20 protein-coding genes and 1 tRNA gene are annotated in these 19,417 nt (G+C 38.4%); 18 read left to right on the plus strand and 3 right to left on the minus strand.

Annotated features, from left to right (window positions below):
- Positions 1 to 125 precede the first annotated feature (125 nt).
- The 6 genes from NSQ61_RS01425 to uvrC all read left to right on the plus strand — a co-directional run bounded on the left by NSQ61_RS01425 (position 126) and on the right by uvrC (position 6,723).
- Complete coding sequence (locus tag NSQ61_RS01425) at positions 126 to 1,802, plus strand: long-chain-fatty-acid--CoA ligase (RefSeq protein ID WP_094246314.1); 1,677 nt, start codon at positions 126 to 128, stop codon at positions 1,800 to 1,802.
- 120 nt (positions 1,803 to 1,922) lie between these two features.
- Complete coding sequence (locus NSQ61_RS01430; protein ID WP_063387437.1) at positions 1,923 to 2,513, plus strand: TetR/AcrR family transcriptional regulator; 591 nt, start codon at positions 1,923 to 1,925, stop codon at positions 2,511 to 2,513.
- 38 nt (positions 2,514 to 2,551) lie between these two features.
- Positions 2,552 to 3,325 (plus strand): electron transfer flavoprotein subunit beta/FixA family protein, encoded by a 774-nt coding sequence (locus NSQ61_RS01435; RefSeq protein ID WP_340805759.1) that lies wholly within the window; start codon positions 2,552 to 2,554, stop codon positions 3,323 to 3,325.
- 30 nt (positions 3,326 to 3,355) lie between these two features.
- Positions 3,356 to 4,336 (plus strand): electron transfer flavoprotein subunit alpha/FixB family protein, encoded by a 981-nt coding sequence (locus tag NSQ61_RS01440; protein ID WP_063387439.1) that lies wholly within the window; start codon positions 3,356 to 3,358, stop codon positions 4,334 to 4,336.
- A gap of 182 nt (positions 4,337 to 4,518) precedes the next feature.
- Entirely contained in the window at positions 4,519 to 4,833 is a 315-nt protein-coding gene (trxA, locus tag NSQ61_RS01445) for a thioredoxin (protein ID WP_063387440.1), read from the plus strand.
- 117 nt (positions 4,834 to 4,950) lie between these two features.
- The gene (gene uvrC, locus NSQ61_RS01450; RefSeq protein ID WP_066247779.1) at positions 4,951 to 6,723 is read left to right on the plus strand and encodes an excinuclease ABC subunit UvrC; all 1,773 of its coding nucleotides are present in this window, start codon (positions 4,951 to 4,953) and stop codon (positions 6,721 to 6,723) included.
- Between the two features lie 59 nt (positions 6,724 to 6,782).
- Here the strand turns inward: uvrC and NSQ61_RS01455 are convergent, their stop codons facing one another.
- Positions 6,783 to 7,232, minus strand: a complete 450-nt coding sequence (locus NSQ61_RS01455; RefSeq protein ID WP_066247777.1) for a YslB family protein — start codon at positions 7,230 to 7,232, stop codon at positions 6,783 to 6,785.
- A 301-nt stretch (positions 7,233 to 7,533) separates the two neighbouring features.
- On the opposite strand from NSQ61_RS01455, the gene NSQ61_RS01460 reads away from it, so the two are divergent.
- The 12 genes from NSQ61_RS01460 to NSQ61_RS01515 all read left to right on the plus strand — a co-directional run bounded on the left by NSQ61_RS01460 (position 7,534) and on the right by NSQ61_RS01515 (position 17,522).
- Complete coding sequence (locus NSQ61_RS01460) at positions 7,534 to 8,142, plus strand: succinate dehydrogenase cytochrome b558 subunit (RefSeq protein ID WP_063387443.1); 609 nt, start codon at positions 7,534 to 7,536, stop codon at positions 8,140 to 8,142.
- A 36-nt stretch (positions 8,143 to 8,178) separates the two neighbouring features.
- A complete protein-coding gene (gene sdhA / locus NSQ61_RS01465) occupies positions 8,179 to 9,930 on the plus strand; it encodes a succinate dehydrogenase flavoprotein subunit (RefSeq protein ID WP_066247775.1) in 1,752 nt (583 codons plus the stop codon).
- Positions 9,931 to 9,959: 29 nt separating this feature from the next.
- The gene (gene sdhB, locus NSQ61_RS01470; RefSeq protein WP_063387445.1) at positions 9,960 to 10,724 is read left to right on the plus strand and encodes a succinate dehydrogenase iron-sulfur subunit; all 765 of its coding nucleotides are present in this window, start codon (positions 9,960 to 9,962) and stop codon (positions 10,722 to 10,724) included.
- Positions 10,725 to 10,971: 247 nt separating this feature from the next.
- Positions 10,972 to 11,196 carry a helix-turn-helix domain-containing protein gene (locus tag NSQ61_RS01475; protein ID WP_063387446.1) on the plus strand — a complete coding sequence of 75 codons (225 nt, stop codon included), beginning with the start codon at positions 10,972 to 10,974 and terminating at the stop codon, positions 11,194 to 11,196.
- 236 nt (positions 11,197 to 11,432) lie between these two features.
- Positions 11,433 to 11,867, plus strand: a complete 435-nt coding sequence (locus tag NSQ61_RS01480; protein ID WP_340805760.1) for a MarR family winged helix-turn-helix transcriptional regulator — start codon at positions 11,433 to 11,435, stop codon at positions 11,865 to 11,867.
- 10 nt (positions 11,868 to 11,877) lie between these two features.
- Positions 11,878 to 12,696 (plus strand): glutamate racemase, encoded by an 819-nt coding sequence (gene racE / locus NSQ61_RS01485; RefSeq protein WP_066252185.1) that lies wholly within the window; start codon positions 11,878 to 11,880, stop codon positions 12,694 to 12,696.
- A gap of 101 nt (positions 12,697 to 12,797) precedes the next feature.
- On the plus strand, positions 12,798 to 13,880 hold the full coding sequence (locus tag NSQ61_RS01490; RefSeq protein WP_063387449.1) for a GerMN domain-containing protein: 1,083 nt from the start codon (positions 12,798 to 12,800) through the stop codon (positions 13,878 to 13,880).
- A 104-nt stretch (positions 13,881 to 13,984) separates the two neighbouring features.
- Positions 13,985 to 14,755, plus strand: coding sequence for a ribonuclease PH (gene rph / locus NSQ61_RS01495; protein ID WP_063387450.1), 771 nt, complete (start codon positions 13,985 to 13,987; stop codon positions 14,753 to 14,755).
- The gene (locus NSQ61_RS01500) at positions 14,752 to 15,369 is read left to right on the plus strand and encodes an XTP/dITP diphosphatase (RefSeq protein ID WP_066252188.1); all 618 of its coding nucleotides are present in this window, start codon (positions 14,752 to 14,754) and stop codon (positions 15,367 to 15,369) included. The genes rph and NSQ61_RS01500 overlap by 4 nt, the downstream gene beginning before the upstream one ends.
- Positions 15,347 to 15,859 (plus strand): metallophosphoesterase family protein, encoded by a 513-nt coding sequence (locus NSQ61_RS01505; protein WP_144597669.1) that lies wholly within the window; start codon positions 15,347 to 15,349, stop codon positions 15,857 to 15,859. Before NSQ61_RS01500 ends, NSQ61_RS01505 begins: the two co-directional genes overlap by 23 nt.
- A 125-nt stretch (positions 15,860 to 15,984) precedes the next feature.
- Positions 15,985 to 16,061: transfer RNA gene (locus NSQ61_RS01510), tRNA-Arg, on the plus strand.
- A 291-nt stretch (positions 16,062 to 16,352) separates the two neighbouring features.
- Positions 16,353 to 17,522 carry an ISL3 family transposase gene (locus NSQ61_RS01515; RefSeq protein WP_339230019.1) on the plus strand — a complete coding sequence of 390 codons (1,170 nt, stop codon included), beginning with the start codon at positions 16,353 to 16,355 and terminating at the stop codon, positions 17,520 to 17,522.
- A 156-nt stretch (positions 17,523 to 17,678) separates the two neighbouring features.
- Here the strand turns inward: NSQ61_RS01515 and NSQ61_RS01520 are convergent, their stop codons facing one another.
- A complete protein-coding gene (locus NSQ61_RS01520) occupies positions 17,679 to 18,851 on the minus strand; it encodes an MFS transporter (RefSeq protein WP_328189306.1) in 1,173 nt (390 codons plus the stop codon).
- A gap of 12 nt (positions 18,852 to 18,863) precedes the next feature.
- Positions 18,864 to 19,331 (minus strand): MarR family transcriptional regulator, encoded by a 468-nt coding sequence (locus tag NSQ61_RS01525; RefSeq protein ID WP_034769954.1) that lies wholly within the window; start codon positions 19,329 to 19,331, stop codon positions 18,864 to 18,866.
- Positions 19,332 to 19,417 lie beyond the last annotated feature (86 nt).

A 19,417-nucleotide genomic window follows, 5' to 3' on the forward strand; every position in this document is an offset into this window, starting at 1 on the left:
TGAGAGGTCGGGGGTTAGTCACCCCCTCCTACTCGATTTAAAATTCTAAAAATAATTATATTTCTGAATTTTATTTTGATATAATGAAATAAAATCATCATTATTTTTCAAAGGAGAGGAGATAAATGGAATGTCAAAAACCTTGGCTCAATTTTTATCCCTCGGAAATTCCGCATAATATCTCTTGGGAGAATAAGCCGCTTTCCAAATATTTTCAAGATACGGCTAATCAGTTTCCGAATCATACAGCCGTTTCATTTCTTGGAAAGAACATTACGTACCGCAAGCTATACGAACAGATGCTTCAATTGGCTAATTATTTGGAGCAAACAGGGTTTGAAAAAGGGGATCGGGCAGCGATTATGCTTCCAAACTGTCCACAGGCAGTTATTGCATATTATGCAGTTCTGGAGGCAGGCGGAATAGTCGTTCAATTGAACCCTCTTTATACAGAATCAGAGCTGGAGTACCAGTTGAATGACAGCAGTGCTACACATCTCATTACATTAGATCTTTTCTATCCAAAAGCCTCGAAATTGAAATCTCTCACAAATATCAAACATATCATAATAACAAAGATCCAAGAGTATTTGCCTTTCCCAAAAAATCTTCTATACCCGCTCATTCAAAAGAAGGAGCAAAATCTTTTAATAAAGGTAAACGCAGCAAATGGTGTTCATGTATGGACAGAGATCTTAAAAACATCGCCTGCTAAAGAATTGACAGTAAATATTGATCCGAAAGAAGATATTGCCCTTTTGCAATATACAGGAGGGACGACAGGGACGCCTAAAGGGGTGATGTTGACGCATGAAAACTTAATTTCCAATACGAAAATGTGTGCTGCCTGGATGTATAAATGCAGGAAAGGAGAAGAGTCCATACTAGGAGTTTTGCCTTTTTTTCACGTATATGGCATGACGACTGTAATGAATTTATCGATCATGGAAGGTTTTAAAATGATTTTAATCCCCAAATTTGATTCAACCGAAATTTTGAAAGCGATTGAAAAAGAAAAGCCAACGCTTTTTCCAGGAGTGCCAACGATTTATGTTGCTCTTTTAAATCATAAAGATTTGCGAAAATACGACTTGTCCTCGGTTAAATATTGTATCAGCGGTTCGGCTCCTCTTCCGGTAGAAATTCAGGAGCGCTTTGAAAAAGAAACAGGCGGGAAGCTTGTTGAAGGATATGGACTCTCGGAAGCTTCTCCCGTTACGCATGCAAACTTATTTTATTCAGATGTCAAGAAAAAAGGAAGCATTGGCATCCCTTGGCCCAATACGCATGCAGCCATTTATTCGGCTGAAAAAGAAGGATTTGCAGATGTAAACGAATTCGGCGAGCTTATTGTAAAAGGACCGCAGGTGATGAAAGGCTACTGGAACAACCGAGAGGAAACGGAAGCGGTTTTCAAAGACGGATGGCTTTTTACAGGAGATATCGGCTATATGGATGAAGACGGATTCTTTTATATTGTCGATCGTAAAAAAGATATGATTATTGCTGGCGGGTACAATATTTATCCCCGCGAGATAGAAGAAGTGTTGTATGCTAATGAAAAGGTTAAAGAGGTTGTCGTTGCAGGTGTTCCGGATCCTTACAGAGGCGAGACCGTGAAAGCTTATGTTGTACCAAAGGGAGGAGCACAGCTTACGGAGCAAGAGCTTGACCAATTCGCCCGAAAACATCTTGCCCCGTACAAAGTGCCGAAAAAATACGAATTTCGCGACGAGCTTCCGAAAACAGCAGTAGGAAAAATTTTAAGAAGAAAACTAGTAGAGGAAGAAAGAAAAATATAAAACGGACATCTATCGGTTTTGAACGAGAATAAAAACTTCCCTCAATGCTTGACAAAAAGGCTTAATCTAAATATCATATAAATGAATGACCATTCATTCATTTTGAAGGGAAGATACACGTTGAAAGAAAAAAAGGCAAAATATAAACAAATCATTGATGCAGCTATTGTCGTCATTGCGGAGAACGGCTATCATTCCGCTCAGGTTTCGAAAATTGCCAAACAGGCGGGCGTAGCAGATGGAACGATTTATTTGTATTTTAAAAACAAGGAGGATATTTTAATCTCCCTTTTTCGAGAAAGATTGATGAATCATATCGCTGAAGTGAAAAAAAGCATTGATGCAAAGCAGACTGCTGCAGAAAAATTGTTTGCGCTGATCGAAAAGCATTTTCAAATGCTAGTTCATGATCGGAATTTGGCAGTGGTTCTTCAATTGGAATTGCGGCAAGTAAACAAAGAATTGCGCCGGCGCATAAATGAAATTTTTAAAGAATATTTGAAAGTAATAGACGAAGTGATCGAATTCGGAAAAAAAACGGGAGAGTTTCGACAAGATTTGGATTTAAGGCTGGCAAGACAAATGATTTTTGGGACGATGGACGAAACGGCGACAACGTGGGTAATGAAAGATCAAAAATACGATCTCCTCGCAATTGCAGAAAAAATTCCTGAGCTGTTAATTAACGGATTTAAAAGCAATCATTCATAAAAAGAGAATGATCAATTTTTAAAAAGGGGATGGGAAAGGTGAATATTTTTGTCCTTATGAAAAGAACTTTTGACACAGAAGAAAAAATTTTAATTGAAAACGGATCAATCTCCGAGGATGATGCAGAATTCATCATAAACCCTTATGATGAATATGCCATTGAAGAAGCGCTGCAGCTTAAGGAGGCTCATGGCGGAGAAGTAACTGTTGTTACAGTAGGATCAGAAGAAAGCGAAAAAGAGCTGAGAACGGCTCTTGCGATGGGATGCGATAAAGCTGTCTTAATAAATATTGAGGAAGATTTGGAAGATGGAGATCAATTTACAACAGCAAAAATTCTATATGAATTTTTGAAGGATAAAGAAGCGGACATTATATTAGCTGGAAACGTTGCCATTGACGGAGGATCTGGCCAAGTAGGCCCCCGTTTGGCGGAGCTTCTTGACATTCCGTATGTCACAACGATCACAAATGTTGAAATAGATGGAAAAAACGTGAAAATTGTGAGAGATGTTGAAGGGGATTCGGAAATCATTGAAACAACACTCCCTCTTTTAGTAACTGCCCAACAAGGTTTAAACGAACCGAGATACCCGTCTTTGCCGGGAATTATGAAGGCAAAGAAAAAACCGCTTGAAGAGTTGGAGCTTGATGATTTAGATCTTGAAGAAGAAGATGTCATGCCGAAAACAAAAACGTTAGAAATTTATTTGCCGCCTAAAAAAGAAGCAGGAAAAATATTGCAAGGGGAACTGCAGGATCAAGTGAAGGAACTTGTTTCTTTATTGAGATCAGAAGAAAAAGTTATTTAGTGGAGACGAATATAGCAGGGGGATGAAAAAATGGCTCGAAAAGTGTTCGTATTGGGAGAAATAAGGGATCAATTTTTAAGGAACGTATCATTTGAAGCGCTTGCAGCCGGCAAGATAATATCCGAAGGCGGAGAGGTGGTCGCCGGATTAATTGGAGAGAACGTTAGAACGCTTGCAAATGACATGATTTATTATGGAGCGGATAGGGTTGTCATCGTGGAAGATGAAAAATTGAAATATTATAGTCCGGACGGGTATTCACAAGCTGTCATGGCGATCATTGACAGTGAAAAGCCTGACGCTATTATTTTCGGACATACGGCATTAGGCAAAGATTTATCTCCAAAAATAGCGGCTAAATTAAACGCAGGTCTTATTTCTGATGCTACCGCTGTAGAAATAGTGGGCGGTAACGTTGTTTTCACAAGACCGATCTATTCAGGAAAAGCTTTTGAGAAAAAAATCATTACGGATGGGATTATTTTTGCGACCGTTCGTCCGAACAATATTCCACCTCTCGAAAAAAATGAATCAAGGAGCGGAGAAGTTGCTTCCATATCGGTAGAAATAAAAGATCTGCGCACGATCGTGCGTGAGGTTGTCCAAAATGCAGCGGAAGGCGTTGACTTATCTGAAGCAAAGGTGATCGTTGCCGGAGGGAGAGGGGTAAAAAGTGCAGAAGGGTTTGAACCGCTAAAAGAATTGGCATCTGTGCTCGGAGGAGCAGTAGGGGCGTCACGCGGTGCCTGTGATGCAAACTATTGTGACTACTCGCTGCAAATCGGACAAACGGGAAAAGTCGTTACACCGGATTTATATATTGCCTGCGGAATTTCTGGAGCCATTCAGCATTTAGCGGGAATGTCGAATTCTAAAGTAATTGTTGCAATCAATAAAGATCCGGAAGCGAACATTTTCAACGTCGCAGACTACGGTATTGTCGGAGATTTATTTGAAGTTGTGCCAATGCTTACGGAAGAATTTAAAAAATTAAAAATCCATTCCTCTTAACGTGTCCTGAATGGACTCGTATTTTTTTGAACAAATCCATTCCTCCTAGTATAAGTGGAGACGGGTCACGACGTACATAAAATACAAAAAATATGAAAAAATAGTTGCAGATCAAAACATTCGCTTCAAGCGAAAGAACATGGTATACTTCACATAGAAAAAGTGAATTAGGAGGAATTAAGATGGCAATTGTAAACGTTACTGACCAGAATTTTTCCCAAGAAACAAGCGAGGGTGTAGTATTGGCAGATTTCTGGGCGCCTTGGTGCGGTCCATGTAAAATGATTGCCCCAGTCCTTGAAGAATTGGATCAAGAACTTGGTGACAAAGTAAAAATTGTTAAGCTTAACGTGGATGAAAATCAAGAAACTGCCGGTCAATACGGAGTCATGAGCATTCCGACGTTAATCGTCTTTAAAAATGGTGAAGCAGTGGATAAAGCGATCGGTTACCAGCCGAAAGAAGCTTTAGCGCAATTGCTTAACAAACATTTGTAATATAAAATATAAAAAGAGGCGCTCTCGAAAGTTACCTTTTGGAGCGCCTTCTTGCTTTTAAATGAAAACGGCTGAATAAATCCAGCACAGATTAGAATAAGTTGGAGTGTTTTACCGATGTATGAGCATTTAAAAGAAAAACTTTCGCTTCTTCCGAATAAGCCTGGCTGTTATTTAATGAAGGACAAAAACGGAACCGTCATTTATGTTGGAAAGGCAAAAGTATTGAAAAACCGGGTTCGTTCCTACTTTACTGGATCACATGACGGAAAAACGTTAAGACTCGTTCAAGAAATTGCCGATTTTGAATATATCGTAACATCCTCGAATATTGAGGCGCTTCTATTAGAAATGAATTTAATTAAAAAACATGAACCGAAATACAATGTCAATCTAAAAGATGATAAAAGCTATCCGTATATAAAAATTACTTCCGAGCGCCATCCGCGGCTGATCGTCACGCGAAAAGTAAAAAAAGATAAGGGAAAATACTTTGGACCGTATGCAAACGTCCAAGCTGCGAGAGAGACAAAAAAGCTGCTTGACCGCATGTATCCTTTGAGAAAATGCAATTCGCTTCCAGACCGGGTTTGCATCTATTATCATATGGGCCAGTGTCTTGCGCCTTGTGTTCACGAAGTTTCCGAAGAAACGAACAAACAAATGGTGGAAAGCATCATCCGTTTTTTAAATGGCGGATATAAGGAGATCAAAAAAGAATTAACAGAAAAAATGCTGAAATGTGCAGAAAATCTTGAATTTGAAAGGGCAAAAGAATATCGGGATCAAATCGCGCATATCGAAGCAACAATGGAAAAGCAAAAAATGGTTCTCAATGATTTTATTGATCGCGATGTATTTGCTTATTATTACGATAAAGGATGGATGTGCGTCCAAGTATTTTTTATCAGGCAAGGAAAACTGATAGAACGGGATGTGTCCATTTTCCCTCTGTACCAAGAGCCAGAGGAGGAATTTTTAACATTTATTGGTCAATTTTACGCAAAGAACGACCATTTTCTTCCGAAAGAAATAGTCATTCCGGAAGATGTCAATGAGGAAATGGTTCGAGCTTTAGTACAAGTACAGGTCAGCAAACCAAAGAAAGGAAAAAAGAAAGATCTCGTACAGCTAGCTTATCAAAATGCAAAAATTTCGTTAAAAGAGAAGTTTTCACTCATTGAACGAGATGAAGAAAGGACGATCAAAGCAATTGAAAATTTAGGAAAGCAGTTGAATATTCCTACACCACATCGGATTGAAGCTTTTGACAATTCCAATATTCAAGGCGCGGACGCTGTTTCGGCTATGGTTGTTTTCATAGATGGAAAACCTGCGAGAAAAGAGTATCGAAAGTTTAAAATAAAAACAGTCAGCGGGCCTGATGATTATGAATCGATGAGGGAAGTAATTCGCAGGCGATATACTAGAGTGCTGAAGGAGGAGCTGCCGTTGCCGGACCTTATTATTGTTGATGGAGGAAAAGGACAGGTACAAGCAGCTATGGATGTATTAGAAAACGAACTGGGACTTGACGTTCCTGTTGCCGGGCTTGTGAAAGATGAAAAGCACAAAACGAGCGATTTGCTTCTTGGCAACCGGGAAGCTGCTGTTCAATTGTCAAGAAGCAGCCAAGAATTTTATTTGCTTCAGCGCATTCAAGATGAAGTGCACCGCTTTGCCATTACGTTTCATCGACAAGTCCGCCAAAAGAATACGTTTAAGTCTGTATTAGATGAAATCCCCGGCATAGGGCCTAAGCGCAAAAAACAACTGTTAAAATCGTTCGGTTCCGTTGAAAATATTAAAAAGGCATCGCTTGAAGAGCTAAAACAGGCAGGAATGCCTGAAAAAACAGCACAAAACATTTTACAATATTTCAGCGAATAGCGATGTAATAAAACAAATAGGAGGAAGCTTTTAAATCCTCCTACTGCCCTTTCATTCTGTTAAATTTTATCTTTTTCATCCCATTTTACAATGAAAATAACTTTGTTTAAGCGTTTGTTTATCTGTTCATACGCTTCTGTGACGACACCGTTCATACATTCGATTTGCTGCGCGATAAATCCTGCTTCTAGTTGGAATGATAAATCTTTGAAAAGCTTCATCCTTTTTTCGATCAATCGGCCTGTTAATTCAAATTCCATTTCGTTTTTTTTCTGGCGAATAATATGAAGATCGCCCCATCCGGCTGATGAAAAAAAAGATATAAGTTCTTCTAAAGTAGATAATTGAATTTTTCGAGCTAGCTGTTTGCCTGCCCAATACAAAATGGAATGATGCTCTTTTCCTAGAAGATCAGGAAGTAAATAGTCGCGAAGCAGCAAAACGCTAAAAGGATGTAAGGTTATTTCTTCTAATTCTTTTAATTGATCGTGATATGACAGCTCTTTCAATCGTTTCCCCTCTTTCTAGCGAACAATTATATTATATCAGCTTTCACATAAGATGAAAGAGTTTATAAAATCAATTTCGGATACGGGAAATATTCTATTTTCCGATCAGAAAAAATGATTTTACCGAATAATACTTTTGTAGACGTTTTCTTGACGGTACTACTTTATGGGAGTACAATGAATTTGTCCTATTATTTTAAGATTTCGTCATATTTTGTCGGCGGATTTTTACATGCCAAGCAGGGGGAGCAGGAGATTTTAAGAAATCTTTTAATTTATTAAGATTAGGGGGTAAACGCATATGTCTGGTAACAGAGAATTTGCAAACCGCAGACTACATTCACTTTTAGGTGTTGTACCGATTGGCGTATTTTTAATTCAACACCTGACTGTCAACCATTTCGCCACAAGGGGCGAAGAAGCATTTAACAACGCAGCGCATTTTATGGAAAATTTACCATTCCGCTATTTTCTGGAAATTTTCATTATTTTCCTTCCTCTGTTATACCACGCCATTTATGGGATTTATATTGCTTTCACAGCAAAAAACAATGTAGGTCGCTTTGGCTATTTCCGCAATTGGATGTTCCTGCTTCAACGCGTAACTGGTATTATTACCCTTGTTTTTATTGCATGGCATGTATGGGAAACTCGTATTGCCGCGATGTTTGGGGCTGAAGTTAATTTTGATATGATGGAATCCATTTTAAGCAATCCTGTTAGTTTAGTGTTTTACATAGTAGGCGTTCTTTCAGCGATTTTCCATTTTTCCAACGGTCTATGGTCTTTTGCAGTCAGCTGGGGAATTACGGTTACTCCAAAATCTCAGCTAGTCTCAACTTATGTGACAATAGGTATTTTTGTGTTGCTTTCAATCGTAGGTCTTCGTGCCATTTTTGCGTTTGTCTAATCTAACTAAATTGCGTTCAAGGGAGTGGGCGAAAAAATGAGTAAAGGAAAATTAATTGTTGTCGGCGGCGGCTTGGCTGGCTTAATGGCAACTATAAAGGCTGCGGAAGCCGGGGTGTCTGTTGACTTATTCTCGTTAGTACCTGTAAAACGTTCCCATTCAGTATGTGCTCAAGGAGGGATCAACGGGGCGGTAAATACGAAAGGAGAAGGAGACTCTCCGTGGATCCATTTTGATGATACGATTTATGGCGGAGACTTTTTGGCTAACCAGCCACCGGTTAAAGCGATGTGTGAAGCAGCACCGGGAATTATTAACCTTTTAGATCGCATGGGTGTTATGTTTAACCGTACACCAGAAGGATTGTTGGATTTCCGTCGTTTTGGAGGAACACAGCATCACCGGACAGCGTTTGCCGGAGCAACAACTGGACAACAGCTTTTATATGCATTGGACGAGCAAGTTCGACGTCACGAAGTAGCAGGTCTTGTGACGAAATATGAAGGCTGGGAGTTTTTGGGAATCATACAAGATGATGAAGGACGCTGCCGCGGCATCGTTGCTCAAGATTTAAAATCAATGGAGATTCAAGCTTTCCGTTCGAATGCCGTAATAATGGCGACAGGAGGACCTGGAATTATCTTTGGTAAATCAACAAACTCTGTGATTAATACGGGATCGGCTGCTTCTATCGTTTATCAGCAAGGAGCTTATTATGCAAACGGGGAATTTATACAAATTCATCCGACAGCCATCCCTGGAGATGACAAGCTTCGATTAATGAGCGAGTCTGCACGCGGCGAAGGCGGAAGAATTTGGACATATAAAGACGGAAAACCATGGTATTTCCTTGAAGAAAAATATCCGGCATATGGAAACCTTGTTCCTCGTGATATTGCAACGAGAGAAATATTCCATGTATGTGTAGACTTGAAATTAGGCATTAATGGCGAAAACATGGTATATCTTGATCTTTCTCATAAAGATCCAAAAGAGCTTGATATTAAACTAGGCGGTATTATCGAAATTTATGAAAAATTCATGGGTGAAGATCCAAGAAAAGTGCCGATGAAAATTTTCCCTGCCGTCCATTATTCTATGGGAGGTCTATGGATCGATTACGATCAAATGACAAACATCCCTGGTTTGTTTGCAGCTGGTGAATGCGATTACTCTCAGCATGGTGCGAACCGGCTTGGAGCAAACTCATTGCTTTCTGCAATTTACGGTGGTATGGTTGCAGGACCAAAAGCTGTTGAATATATGAATGGATTGGAAAAATCAGCTGATGATTTACCATCCACATTATATGATGCACGCGTAAAAGAAGAACAAAGCAAATGGGACGAAATCCTGAAAATGGATGGAAACGAAAATGCTTACGTTCTTCATAAAGAGCTTGGTGAATGGATGACGGATAATGTTACAGTCGTACGCTACAATGATAAACTTCTAAAAACAGATGAAAAAATTCAAGAGCTTATGGAACGTTGGGAAAGAATTAATATTAACGATACTGCGAAATGGAGCAACCAAGGCGCAAGCTTTACTCGCCAGTTGAGAAACATGCTTGTGTTGGCTCGGGTTATTACGCTTGGGGCTTATAACCGTAATGAAAGCCGAGGTGCTCACTATAAACCAGAATTTCCGGAACGAAATGATGAAGAGTGGCTCAAAACAACTATGGCAACGTTTGCCGGCTTGAAGGAAGCTCCTAAATTCCACTACGAAGATGTTGATGTATCACTCATTAAGCCTCGTGTGCGTGACTATACGAAGAAACATTAAAAAAGCTGGGAGAAAAGGGGGAGTAAACAATGAGTGAAAAAAAAGTGCGGTTTATTATCACTAGACAGGATCGACCAGACACGGAACCATATCAAGAAGAATTTGAAGTGCCATATCGTCCGAATATGAACGTTATTTCGGCCTTAATGGAAATTCGCCGTAATCCTGTTAATGCCAAAGGCGAAAAAACAACGCCTGTTACATGGGATATGAACTGTTTAGAGGAAGTATGCGGTGCTTGTTCAATGGTCATTAACGGGAAGCCCCGCCAATCATGTACAGCGCTTATTGATCAGCTGGAACAGCCTATTCGTCTCGAGCCGATGCGCACATTCCCGGTTATTCGCGATCTTCAAGTAGACCGCAGCCGCATGTTTGACTCTTTGAAAAAAGTAAAAGCATGGATACCAATTGACGGTACGTATGACTTAGGACCAGGACCAAGAATGCCTGAGAAAAAACGCCAATGGGCATATGAGCTTTCAAAATGTATGACGTGCGGCGTATGCCTTGAAGCTTGTCCAAACGTAAACAGCAAATCGAACTTCATCGGTCCAGCGCCATTATCACAAGTTCGTTTGTTTAACGCTCATCCGACAGGCGCGATGCATAAATCAGAACGCTTGGAAGCTATTATGGGCGACGGCGGACTTGCGAACTGCGGAAATTCCCAAAACTGCGTTCAATCCTGTCCAAAAGGAATTCCGCTTACAACATCGATTGCAGCATTAAATAGAGAAACAACTGTTCACGCATTTCGTAAAATGTTCGGAAGCGACTATATTGACAGCTGATGTATATCGTGAAAAAGGAACACCTTGCTATGTCAAGGTGTTCCTAATTTTAGAAACGGTTGAATCTTTCTCGAACATTTCCTCCTTCAAACGAGTCCCTTTAACGTAAAAAAGCTTCTTTTCGCCTAAAATGCACCTTTCTTTTATGAATCTTGTCACGGTCATCTTTTTGCGATCATACTATATGGTGACAATTTTTAAATCCATCCTGTCGACTGGCTCTCATCTGCAAGGAGGGTTACAATACTTGAATGAGAAGGATTTTCAGCCAAAGCCGCTGCTAACAAAGAGAGAGAGAGAAGTATTTGAGTTATTAGTGCAAGATAAGACTACAAGAGAAATAGCCAGTGAACTTTTCATTAGCGAAAAGACGGTGCGGAACCATATTTCAAATGCTATGCAAAAATTAGGTGTGAAAGGGCGCTCACAAGCAGTCGTAGAACTTCTTCGTATGGGAGAACTAAAGCTTTAAACAGAAGAGGCAGCCTTAGTGGAACTTCGCCGTCGGCTGCCTTTTTTAGATTGATAAGGAAAGAGTTTGTTTTACTCTTTTTCTATGAATCATTGGCTTCTTAAAAAGGCTTGTGACTTTTGAAAAAATTCGTCTTTCCACATTTTGAAAATACGGCTATGCTTGAAATTTTACATAAAAAAATGGAAAATAGATTTGATCTTATTTGTTAATCTTGAAAGAAAGGGTTCCCCGTTATGACGTACGTTTTCAATACTGTTGAAGAAATAGAAAAATCCCTCCGCTGCATAGCTGCGATTTTAAAAAAGAAGGGCCGTGATATTTTAAGCAACTACTCGATTACTCCTCCGCAATTTGACGCGCTTCTGTTATTGAATGAATCAGGAAACATGACAATTGGAGAACTTTCAAATAAAATGTATCTTGCATGCAGCACGATCACGGATTTAATTGATCGAATGGAAAAAAACAACCTTGTTAAAAGGGTGAAAGACGAAAAGGATCGTCGATTAGTCAGGATTCAATTGCTTGAAAATGGACAACGCGTTATCGAGGCTGCATTAGCGAAGCGGCAAGAAAATTTAAGAGAAGTTTTGAAAAACTTCTCGGATCAAGAAATTGTTCAATTGGAAAAGCTATTAGCAAAATTGCAACAAGAAATGAAAGAATAGAGGCGATTTTTTGAATAGACCAATTGGAGTTATTGATTCAGGTGTTGGTGGATTAACTGTTGTTAAAGAGTTGATGAGGCAGCTTCCAAAAGAAGAATTAATTTATTTGGGTGATACCGCCCGATGTCCGTACGGCCCGAGGCCGAAAACGGAAATTCGACAATTTACATGGGAGCTGACCAACTATTTAATTTCAAACTTTCATATCAAAATGCTTGTCATTGCTTGTAATACTGCAACAGCAGTTGTATTAAAAGAAATTCAAGAACAACTTGATATCCCTGTGATTGGTGTAATTCAACCAGGGGCAAGAGCTGCCATAAATGCTACACGCTCAGGCCATATTGGTGTAATCGGAACAAAAGGAACTATATCGAGCGGCGCGTACGTTCGTGCGCTCAAAACGATTAATAGTTCCGTCATTGTGGAGAGTCTCGCTTGCCCTGAGTTTGTGCCGTTAGTAGAAAGCGGCGAATTTGAAGGTGAACGGGCGGAATATATTGTTGCAGAATCTTTACTTCCTTTTAAAGGAAAGAGAATTGATACGCTTATTTTAGGATGCACACATTATCCTCTATTACGGCCTTTAATTCAAAAATATATCGGGAAAGACGTAAAAATAATCACCTCGGGAGATGAAACAGCCCGGGAAGTGAGCGCTATTTTATCCTTTCATCATTGTTTAAACCAAGAGGATGGCAATAAAAACCACAAATTTTTAACTACTGGGTCGAAACAAATGTTTCAAAAGATTGCTTCAAAATGGTTCGGTCATCACATTGATCATGTAGAAAGTATAACTTTAACGAAAACAGTTTGCTCTAAATGAGCAAGCTGTTTTTTTGTCCATTGAATTTTTGGTTGGAGCTGGTCTATTTTTTTTCAATGCTCGTATACATAGTAGTACAAACTGCCTTAGGAGGGATTGTTATGCCAAAAAACAGATGGGTGAATGTGACAGCAGCAGTTTTGGCTACTTTTGTTTTGCTTTCAGGGTGTTCTTCATTTGGAAGCAAGAGTTCAAAACAAGAAATAGATCCGCCGCAGGATATTACCTATTTGGAGGACGGGGATCAGCTTGATCAGCAATTAGACTCAGAGAAATCAACGTCCGACAAAGAGGAATCCTCAAAGGAAACGGTGAAAAGAGTTCTGTATTTAATTGACAAAAACGGAATGGTCGTTCCACAAACATTGGAGCTGCCTAACACGAAGGAAGTAGCCAAACAAGCCGTTGAATATTTAGTGGCTGGAGGGCCCGTTTCAAACATTCTCCCGAACGGGTTCCGTGCGGTATTGCCGGAAGATACAGTTGTTAAAGGAGTAGATATTAAAGACGGAACGGCTATTGTAGATTTCTCAAATGAATTTACTAACTACAAGCCGGAAGATGAAGAAAAAATTTTGCAGGCAATTACATGGACATTAACCCAATTTAAAAATATTAATAAAGTAAAGCTCTGGGTGAACGGCCATGAACTGAAAGAAATGCCAGTAAACGGAACCCCAATCGGCGAAGGAACGACTAGAAAAGACGGCATCAATATTGATACGAGCGATGCTGTTGATATTACGGATACTCATCCTCTAACCGTGTATTATATTGGGGAAGAAGGGGATAACGTATATTATGTTCCCGTGACAAAGAGGATCAGCAATGAAGAAAAAGACGAAGTCGTAGCTGCTGTTAACGCATTAGTTGAAGGTCCAGACCGTTCAAGCGGATTATTAAGCGAGTTTCAGTCTGAAGTGAAGCTGATTGAAAAGCCAAAATATGAAGACGGTCAAGTCACTTTAAACTTCAACGAAGCGATTTATGGAAGCTATGATGAGGAGAAAAAGATCGTTTCCAATCATGTTATAAACTCCCTTGTGCTTACATTGACGGAGCAGGAAGGAATAGAAAAAGTAGCACTAAAAGTGAACGGCAAGCAAGACCTTGTGAATGAAGATGGAAAAAGTTTGTCAGAGCCAGTGTCAAGACCTGAAAATGTAAACACAGGTAGTTTTTAAACATCTATTTTTGATATACTATAAGAATGAGACTTTAGAGGCGAGCATGATAGCTGCCTCTTCTTTCATGTTTTCGTACATTGCAGTTGGTAGGAGGGAAAACAATGCGCCTTGATGGCAGAAATCAAGATGAGTTAAGAGAAGTCACAATAGTAACGGATTATTTGAAGCATCCGGAAGGGTCTGTTTTAATAACGGTTGGAGATACAAAAGTGATATGCAGCGCAAGTGTAGAAGACCGTGTCCCTCCTTTTATGAGAGGTGAAGGGAAAGGATGGATTACCGCAGAATACTCCATGCTTCCGCGTGCAACGGCTCAAAGAACGGTCCGGGAAGCATCAAAAGGAAAAATCTCCGGAAGGACAATGGAAATTCAACGGCTGATTGGAAGAAGCTTGCGTGCAGTAGTTGATTTGGAGAAACTGGGTGAAAGAACATTATGGATTGATTGCGATGTAATTCAAGCGGACGGGGGAACGAGAACGGCTTCCATAACAGGTTCTTATGTTGCAATAAATCTCGCTCTCGGTAAATTATTCAATGACGGTGTACTAGATACATATCCAGTAACAGATTTTTTAGCAGCTACGTCTGTAGGGATCGTTCCTGAACACGGAGTCATTTTAGATTTGAATTATGAAGAGGACTCAGCGGCAAAAGTTGATATGAATGTTGTTATGACATCAAGCCGCCATTTTGTTGAATTGCAGGGAACTGGGGAAGAATCCACGTTTTCAAAAGAAGAGCTGAACTTACTGTTGGAATATGCTGAAAAAGGAATTTTGGAACTAATCGAAAAACAAAAAGCGGCATTAGGGGAATGGACTGCAAAAATTATCAATAACAGGGATCAGCGGGAAGAGGGATGCTCATGAAAGAATTGGTGATCGCCACCAAAAACAAAGGGAAAATCGAAGAATTTCGCGCGATGTTAGAAAAAAAAGGAATACAGGTCAAGTCACTGTTGGATTATCCGAATTTGCCAGATGTTGAAGAAACCGGCCAAACTTTTTATGAAAATGCTGTTCTAAAAGCGGAGACAATCAGCCAATTGCTTAATAAACCCGTTGTTGCAGATGATTCCGGGCTTTCGATTGATGCTTTAAATGGCGAACCGGGGGTTTATTCGGCCCGATATGCAGGAAATGAAAAAGATGATCAAAAAAATATTCAAAAGGTTTTAAAAAAAATGGAAGGCGTTGAAAATCGAAAAGCAAGGTTCATATGTGTTTTGGCGTTTGCTGCTCCAGACCTTGAAACGATGACGGTGGAAGGTGTGTGTGAAGGACAAATTACAACTGAACCTCGCGGTGACAATGGCTTTGGATATGATCCTATTTTTCTTGTGGACGGCAAAGAAAAAACGATGGCTCAACTAGAGCAGTTCGAAAAAAACGAAATCAGCCATCGTGCAAAAGCTTTGAAGAAACTAGAAAAATTAATAGGCGATTGGGGAGAGGCTAATCGTGAAAGTTTTAATTATAAGTGATAGTCACGGTCTTACGGATGAGCTTGTGGAAATTAAGAAAAGGCATATAAACGAAGTAGAAGCAATCATCCATTGCGGTGATTCAGAGCTGAATGATGGAGCGGAACAAATTCAAGATATGTTGATCGTGAAAGGAAATTGCGATTTCCTTGGAAGCTTCCCGAATGAAATCATTGAAACAATCGGAACCTATCGCTTTTTTATCACCCATGGCCATTTATATTCTGTCAAAACGACTTTAATGAAATTAAAATATCGTGCAGAGGAAGCGCAAGCGAACATTGTTTGTTTCGGCCATTCGCATATAGCCGGAGCCGAGCTTGTAGACGGGAAATTGTTTATTAATCCAGGAAGTATTTTCCTTCCGAGGATGAGAAATGAAAAAACTTATGCTATACTAGAATTGATGAATGGCCAAGCAATTGTAGATTTTTACAATCTTCATGGAGAGAAAATTTCAAACTTGTCCACTAAATTCCAATTTGCTTAACCACTCTTCCTTGAGGGAGAATTTTTCTCCCTCAAAAAATTTTTTTAAAAAAGTAGTTGACATACTTTTAGCATGAAATTATAATAAACATTGTCTTTCGAAAAAATAATAAAAAATTATCCAATGTCCCAGTAGCTCAGCTGGATAGAGCAGCGGCCTTCTAAGCCGTCGGTCGGGAGTTCGAATCTCTCCTGGGACGCCATTTATGTTAATTTTGAATAGGATGAATTTATTACATAATGCTCATAAATATTGATATGTCAATATTTATGAGCTTTTAATTTTTGCTTTTCTGATAAAGAGTTTGAACATTTTATCGGGTTTGATATTGTAGATCTTAATAAATACAATGAACATGCTTTAGAACAATTAGTAATTTAAGGTTCTATACTAAATGTTGGGGTAAAGAATTTCATAAAATAAAAAAGCATTTACGAAGTGCTCTCTTTTATAATGAAAGTGACCAAACCTCATTTAAAAGGAGACTTCGTAAATGCAAGACTATTGTATCACAAAACTGATTGGATTAGAAAATGTCATTGTGTCAAATATTGTAGAAACGGATACGCACCTAGAAATTTTTATCGAAACCAAACCTTGTCATCAAAGTTGTCCTCAGTGCGGGGAAAGGACAAGATCTATTCATGATTATCGCCTGCAGAAGATTCGAGATGTCAAATTTCGCGAAATGTATACGTATCTCATTCTAAAAAAGCGTCGCTATAAATGTACATCCTGTGGAAAGCGTTTCTATGAACGATATCCCTTCTTAGAGCGCTATCAACGTCATACGATACGTGTCCTTCAAGCCCTTCTTATCAAAGTGAGAACGGCCAATTTTAAGGAAGTGGCGAAAGAGCTTGGATTGGGACACTCAACGGTGATTCGATGGTTTGACCGTTATTATACTTATGAGAACCACTCATTACCACAAATTTTAGCCATTGATGAGTTTAAGGGGACAACCGAAAAAGGAAAATATCAATGTGTCATCGGAGACCCTCGAGGCTTCAAGGTATTTGATGTGATTCAAGACCGTAAGTTGTCCACGCTAAAAGATTATTTTCGTTCTTTACCGACTCATCGTGTTCAAATGGTGGTCATGGATATGTGGCAGCCGTATAAAATATTGGCTCAACAACTCTTTCAAAATCCAATTATCATCGTGGACAAATTCCATTATGCTCGTCATAACTTCTGGGCACTTGAACGAGTACGAAAGAGAGTACAAAAGTCGTTCCAAGACAAAGATCGAAAATCGATGAAAAAGTTACGTTTTCTCTTACATAAACCGAAAGAGAAGTTAACCACAAGAGAACAGGAGCTCCTGCAATATTATTTAGAGTTGTCCCCCGATTTAAAGAAAGCTTACCAAGTGAAAGAAGTCTTTAAAAAATGGATGACACAAAGCAATGAACGCAATGTAAGGTTGAACTTAGAACAACTGTATCAAGCGATTGACGAATCAGGACTGGACGAATATCAGTACATGAAACGAACCTTTAAAAGCTGGGAGAAAGAAATCATCAATTCGTTTATGTATCCCTACACTAACGGTTATTTAGAAGGGATTAACAATAAAATGAAAGTCATTAAACGAATGTCTTATGGTATTCGCAACTTTCAACGACTTAGAAATAAGGTATTATGCTCACTTATTTAACTTTCATACATATAAAAGAGGTGCACTTCACATCAAGTGCACCCCAACAATTGACATAGAACCGATTAGAAAAGGTCCGATATAAACAGCAGAAGAAAAAGGCGGATTAATCCGCCTTCAGTTTTTATTGTAAATAAAGGATGAAGAAACCATTTTTTATTTTAAAATCTGATTAATCATGAACGAAATCACTAAAAACACGATTCCTAGAATAAGAAATAAGGAAGAGGAACTCAGAAAGCTAATTCCGACAATTCCTGCTCCTATTGCCATTCCACAATATCGTACAAAATTAAATATTCCTAATGCCAATCCTTTTTCATTTGTATATTGACTACTAATGATTGTTGAAAATAATGGTGGAGAGAATCCTAGTAAAACACCATAAATGAATAAAATAATACTTAATATGATAATGTTCTTTTTCATCATTAAACCAAATAATATAATGAAAAATGGCATTAAGTATAAAATTGCACGATATAACTTTTCTAAATTAAATCTTCTTTGTAACTTTTTAAATAGGGTACTACCTATAATCATACTAATTGTCAAAGGCAAATATAATAATCCGATAATCTGTAAAGATATTTGATAGTGATCGTGCAATAAAACAGGTAAATATGTCAATATTGAAAAATATACCAGAAAGACGAAAAAACCAATTCCGATAACACTCATGCCTTTTTTATTTGCCCATAAAATTTGATATTTTAGAAGTGTTTGAGCTTTATTTTTATTATCGGATAATTGTTTACTATTTAATGTTGGAAGTTTGTATCCTAAAAAAATCAACAATGTCATTGAAATGACAAATAGAAATAAAAATACACCTGAATAATTGTAGTATTGTCCAATGAATCCTCCCAAGATCGGCGCAAGTGCGGGGGCTAATGTCAATAAGATTTGATATGTTCCCATTGCATCGCCCCGTTCTGCCCCTTCAAATAAATATGCAATGACATTCACTGCAATCAACGGAATCATTCCTGTACCGATGGCTTGAAACATTCGTGCAACAAAAAATACCATAAAATTTGTTGTAAATGCACAAAATAAGGTTGAGATACTTGTAATCAAAAGACTAGTGATCATTAACTTTTTTTGATTAGCAGAATCAATAAATGTTCCTAATATTACTTGCATGATAGAAATAATAAAGATAAAACCACTAACTGTTAAATCCACCCAAAAAATCGTTGTGTCAAAAGTATCTCGAATAAGAGGAATCAAAGGGGAATAAATATTTTGATTTAATGACGCAAAAAAAGCTGAAATACTTAGGAGAAGAACCAGAACTTTGCTTTTTTGTTGAAGGGCTTTATCCAAAGCTCTTCCCTCCTACTTCATATTTTCATTTTTCAAATGATTAGTAAGCGTATTTAAAAATAATATGATTGTTTCAAGTTGTTCCTTATTGAAGTTATCTAAAAGTGATAAATATTGTTCTTCAGCCTCCTTATGCAGCTTCTCATGAATTGCGGCCATTGTTTCCCCTTTTTCAGTTAAAACATAGAAAATTTCTTTTTTATTTCCTTCATTTTGTTTTTCCTTAATAATACCTTTCTCCAGTAATTTTTTTGTTGCTTTAGTTACCGCTGGTTTAGATATATTAAGTTCTTTAGCTAAGGTTGTATTATTCATTAATTCATTTTCTTTCAGAAGGGCAACAATGTGAAATTGTGTCAATGTCCATGAAACACCGAACAATACGTTCTTATTATTACTCGATTCAGTTCTTCTGATCGATTCTCTAGTTGTGATGAATTCTTGTAATGCTTTTAGAACTTTCTTTTTAGTGCTTTCCATTTTTATCCTCCTTACGATAGTTAACCAGTTAACAATAATGGTAAGGGAATTTTTACGTGTTGTCAAGAAATAAAGGAAAAATATTT

Source organism: Aeribacillus sp. FSL K6-1121 (assembly GCF_038003725.1).
GTDB lineage: Bacteria > Bacillota > Bacilli > Bacillales > Aeribacillaceae > Aeribacillus > Aeribacillus composti.

Coding starts and splice junctions, on each gene's coding strand:
- NSQ61_RS01425 (WP_094246314.1), top strand. CDS start 126: ATGGAATGTCAAAAACCTTGGCTCAATTTTTATCCCTCGGAAATTCCG.
- NSQ61_RS01480 (WP_340805760.1), top strand. CDS start 11,433: ATGACGTACGTTTTCAATACTGTTGAAGAAATAGAAAAATCCCTCCGC.
- NSQ61_RS01525 (WP_034769954.1), bottom strand. CDS start 19,331: ATGGAAAGCACTAAAAAGAAAGTTCTAAAAGCATTACAAGAATTCATC.
- sdhB (WP_063387445.1), top strand. CDS start 9,960: ATGAGTGAAAAAAAAGTGCGGTTTATTATCACTAGACAGGATCGACCA.
- trxA (WP_063387440.1), top strand. CDS start 4,519: ATGGCAATTGTAAACGTTACTGACCAGAATTTTTCCCAAGAAACAAGC.
- NSQ61_RS01500 (WP_066252188.1), top strand. CDS start 14,752: ATGAAAGAATTGGTGATCGCCACCAAAAACAAAGGGAAAATCGAAGAA.
- NSQ61_RS01515 (WP_339230019.1), top strand. CDS start 16,353: ATGCAAGACTATTGTATCACAAAACTGATTGGATTAGAAAATGTCATT.
- rph (WP_063387450.1), top strand. CDS start 13,985: ATGCGCCTTGATGGCAGAAATCAAGATGAGTTAAGAGAAGTCACAATA.
- NSQ61_RS01440 (WP_063387439.1), top strand. CDS start 3,356: ATGGCTCGAAAAGTGTTCGTATTGGGAGAAATAAGGGATCAATTTTTA.
- uvrC (WP_066247779.1), top strand. CDS start 4,951: ATGTATGAGCATTTAAAAGAAAAACTTTCGCTTCTTCCGAATAAGCCT.
- NSQ61_RS01490 (WP_063387449.1), top strand. CDS start 12,798: ATGCCAAAAAACAGATGGGTGAATGTGACAGCAGCAGTTTTGGCTACT.
- NSQ61_RS01460 (WP_063387443.1), top strand. CDS start 7,534: ATGTCTGGTAACAGAGAATTTGCAAACCGCAGACTACATTCACTTTTA.
- sdhA (WP_066247775.1), top strand. CDS start 8,179: ATGAGTAAAGGAAAATTAATTGTTGTCGGCGGCGGCTTGGCTGGCTTA.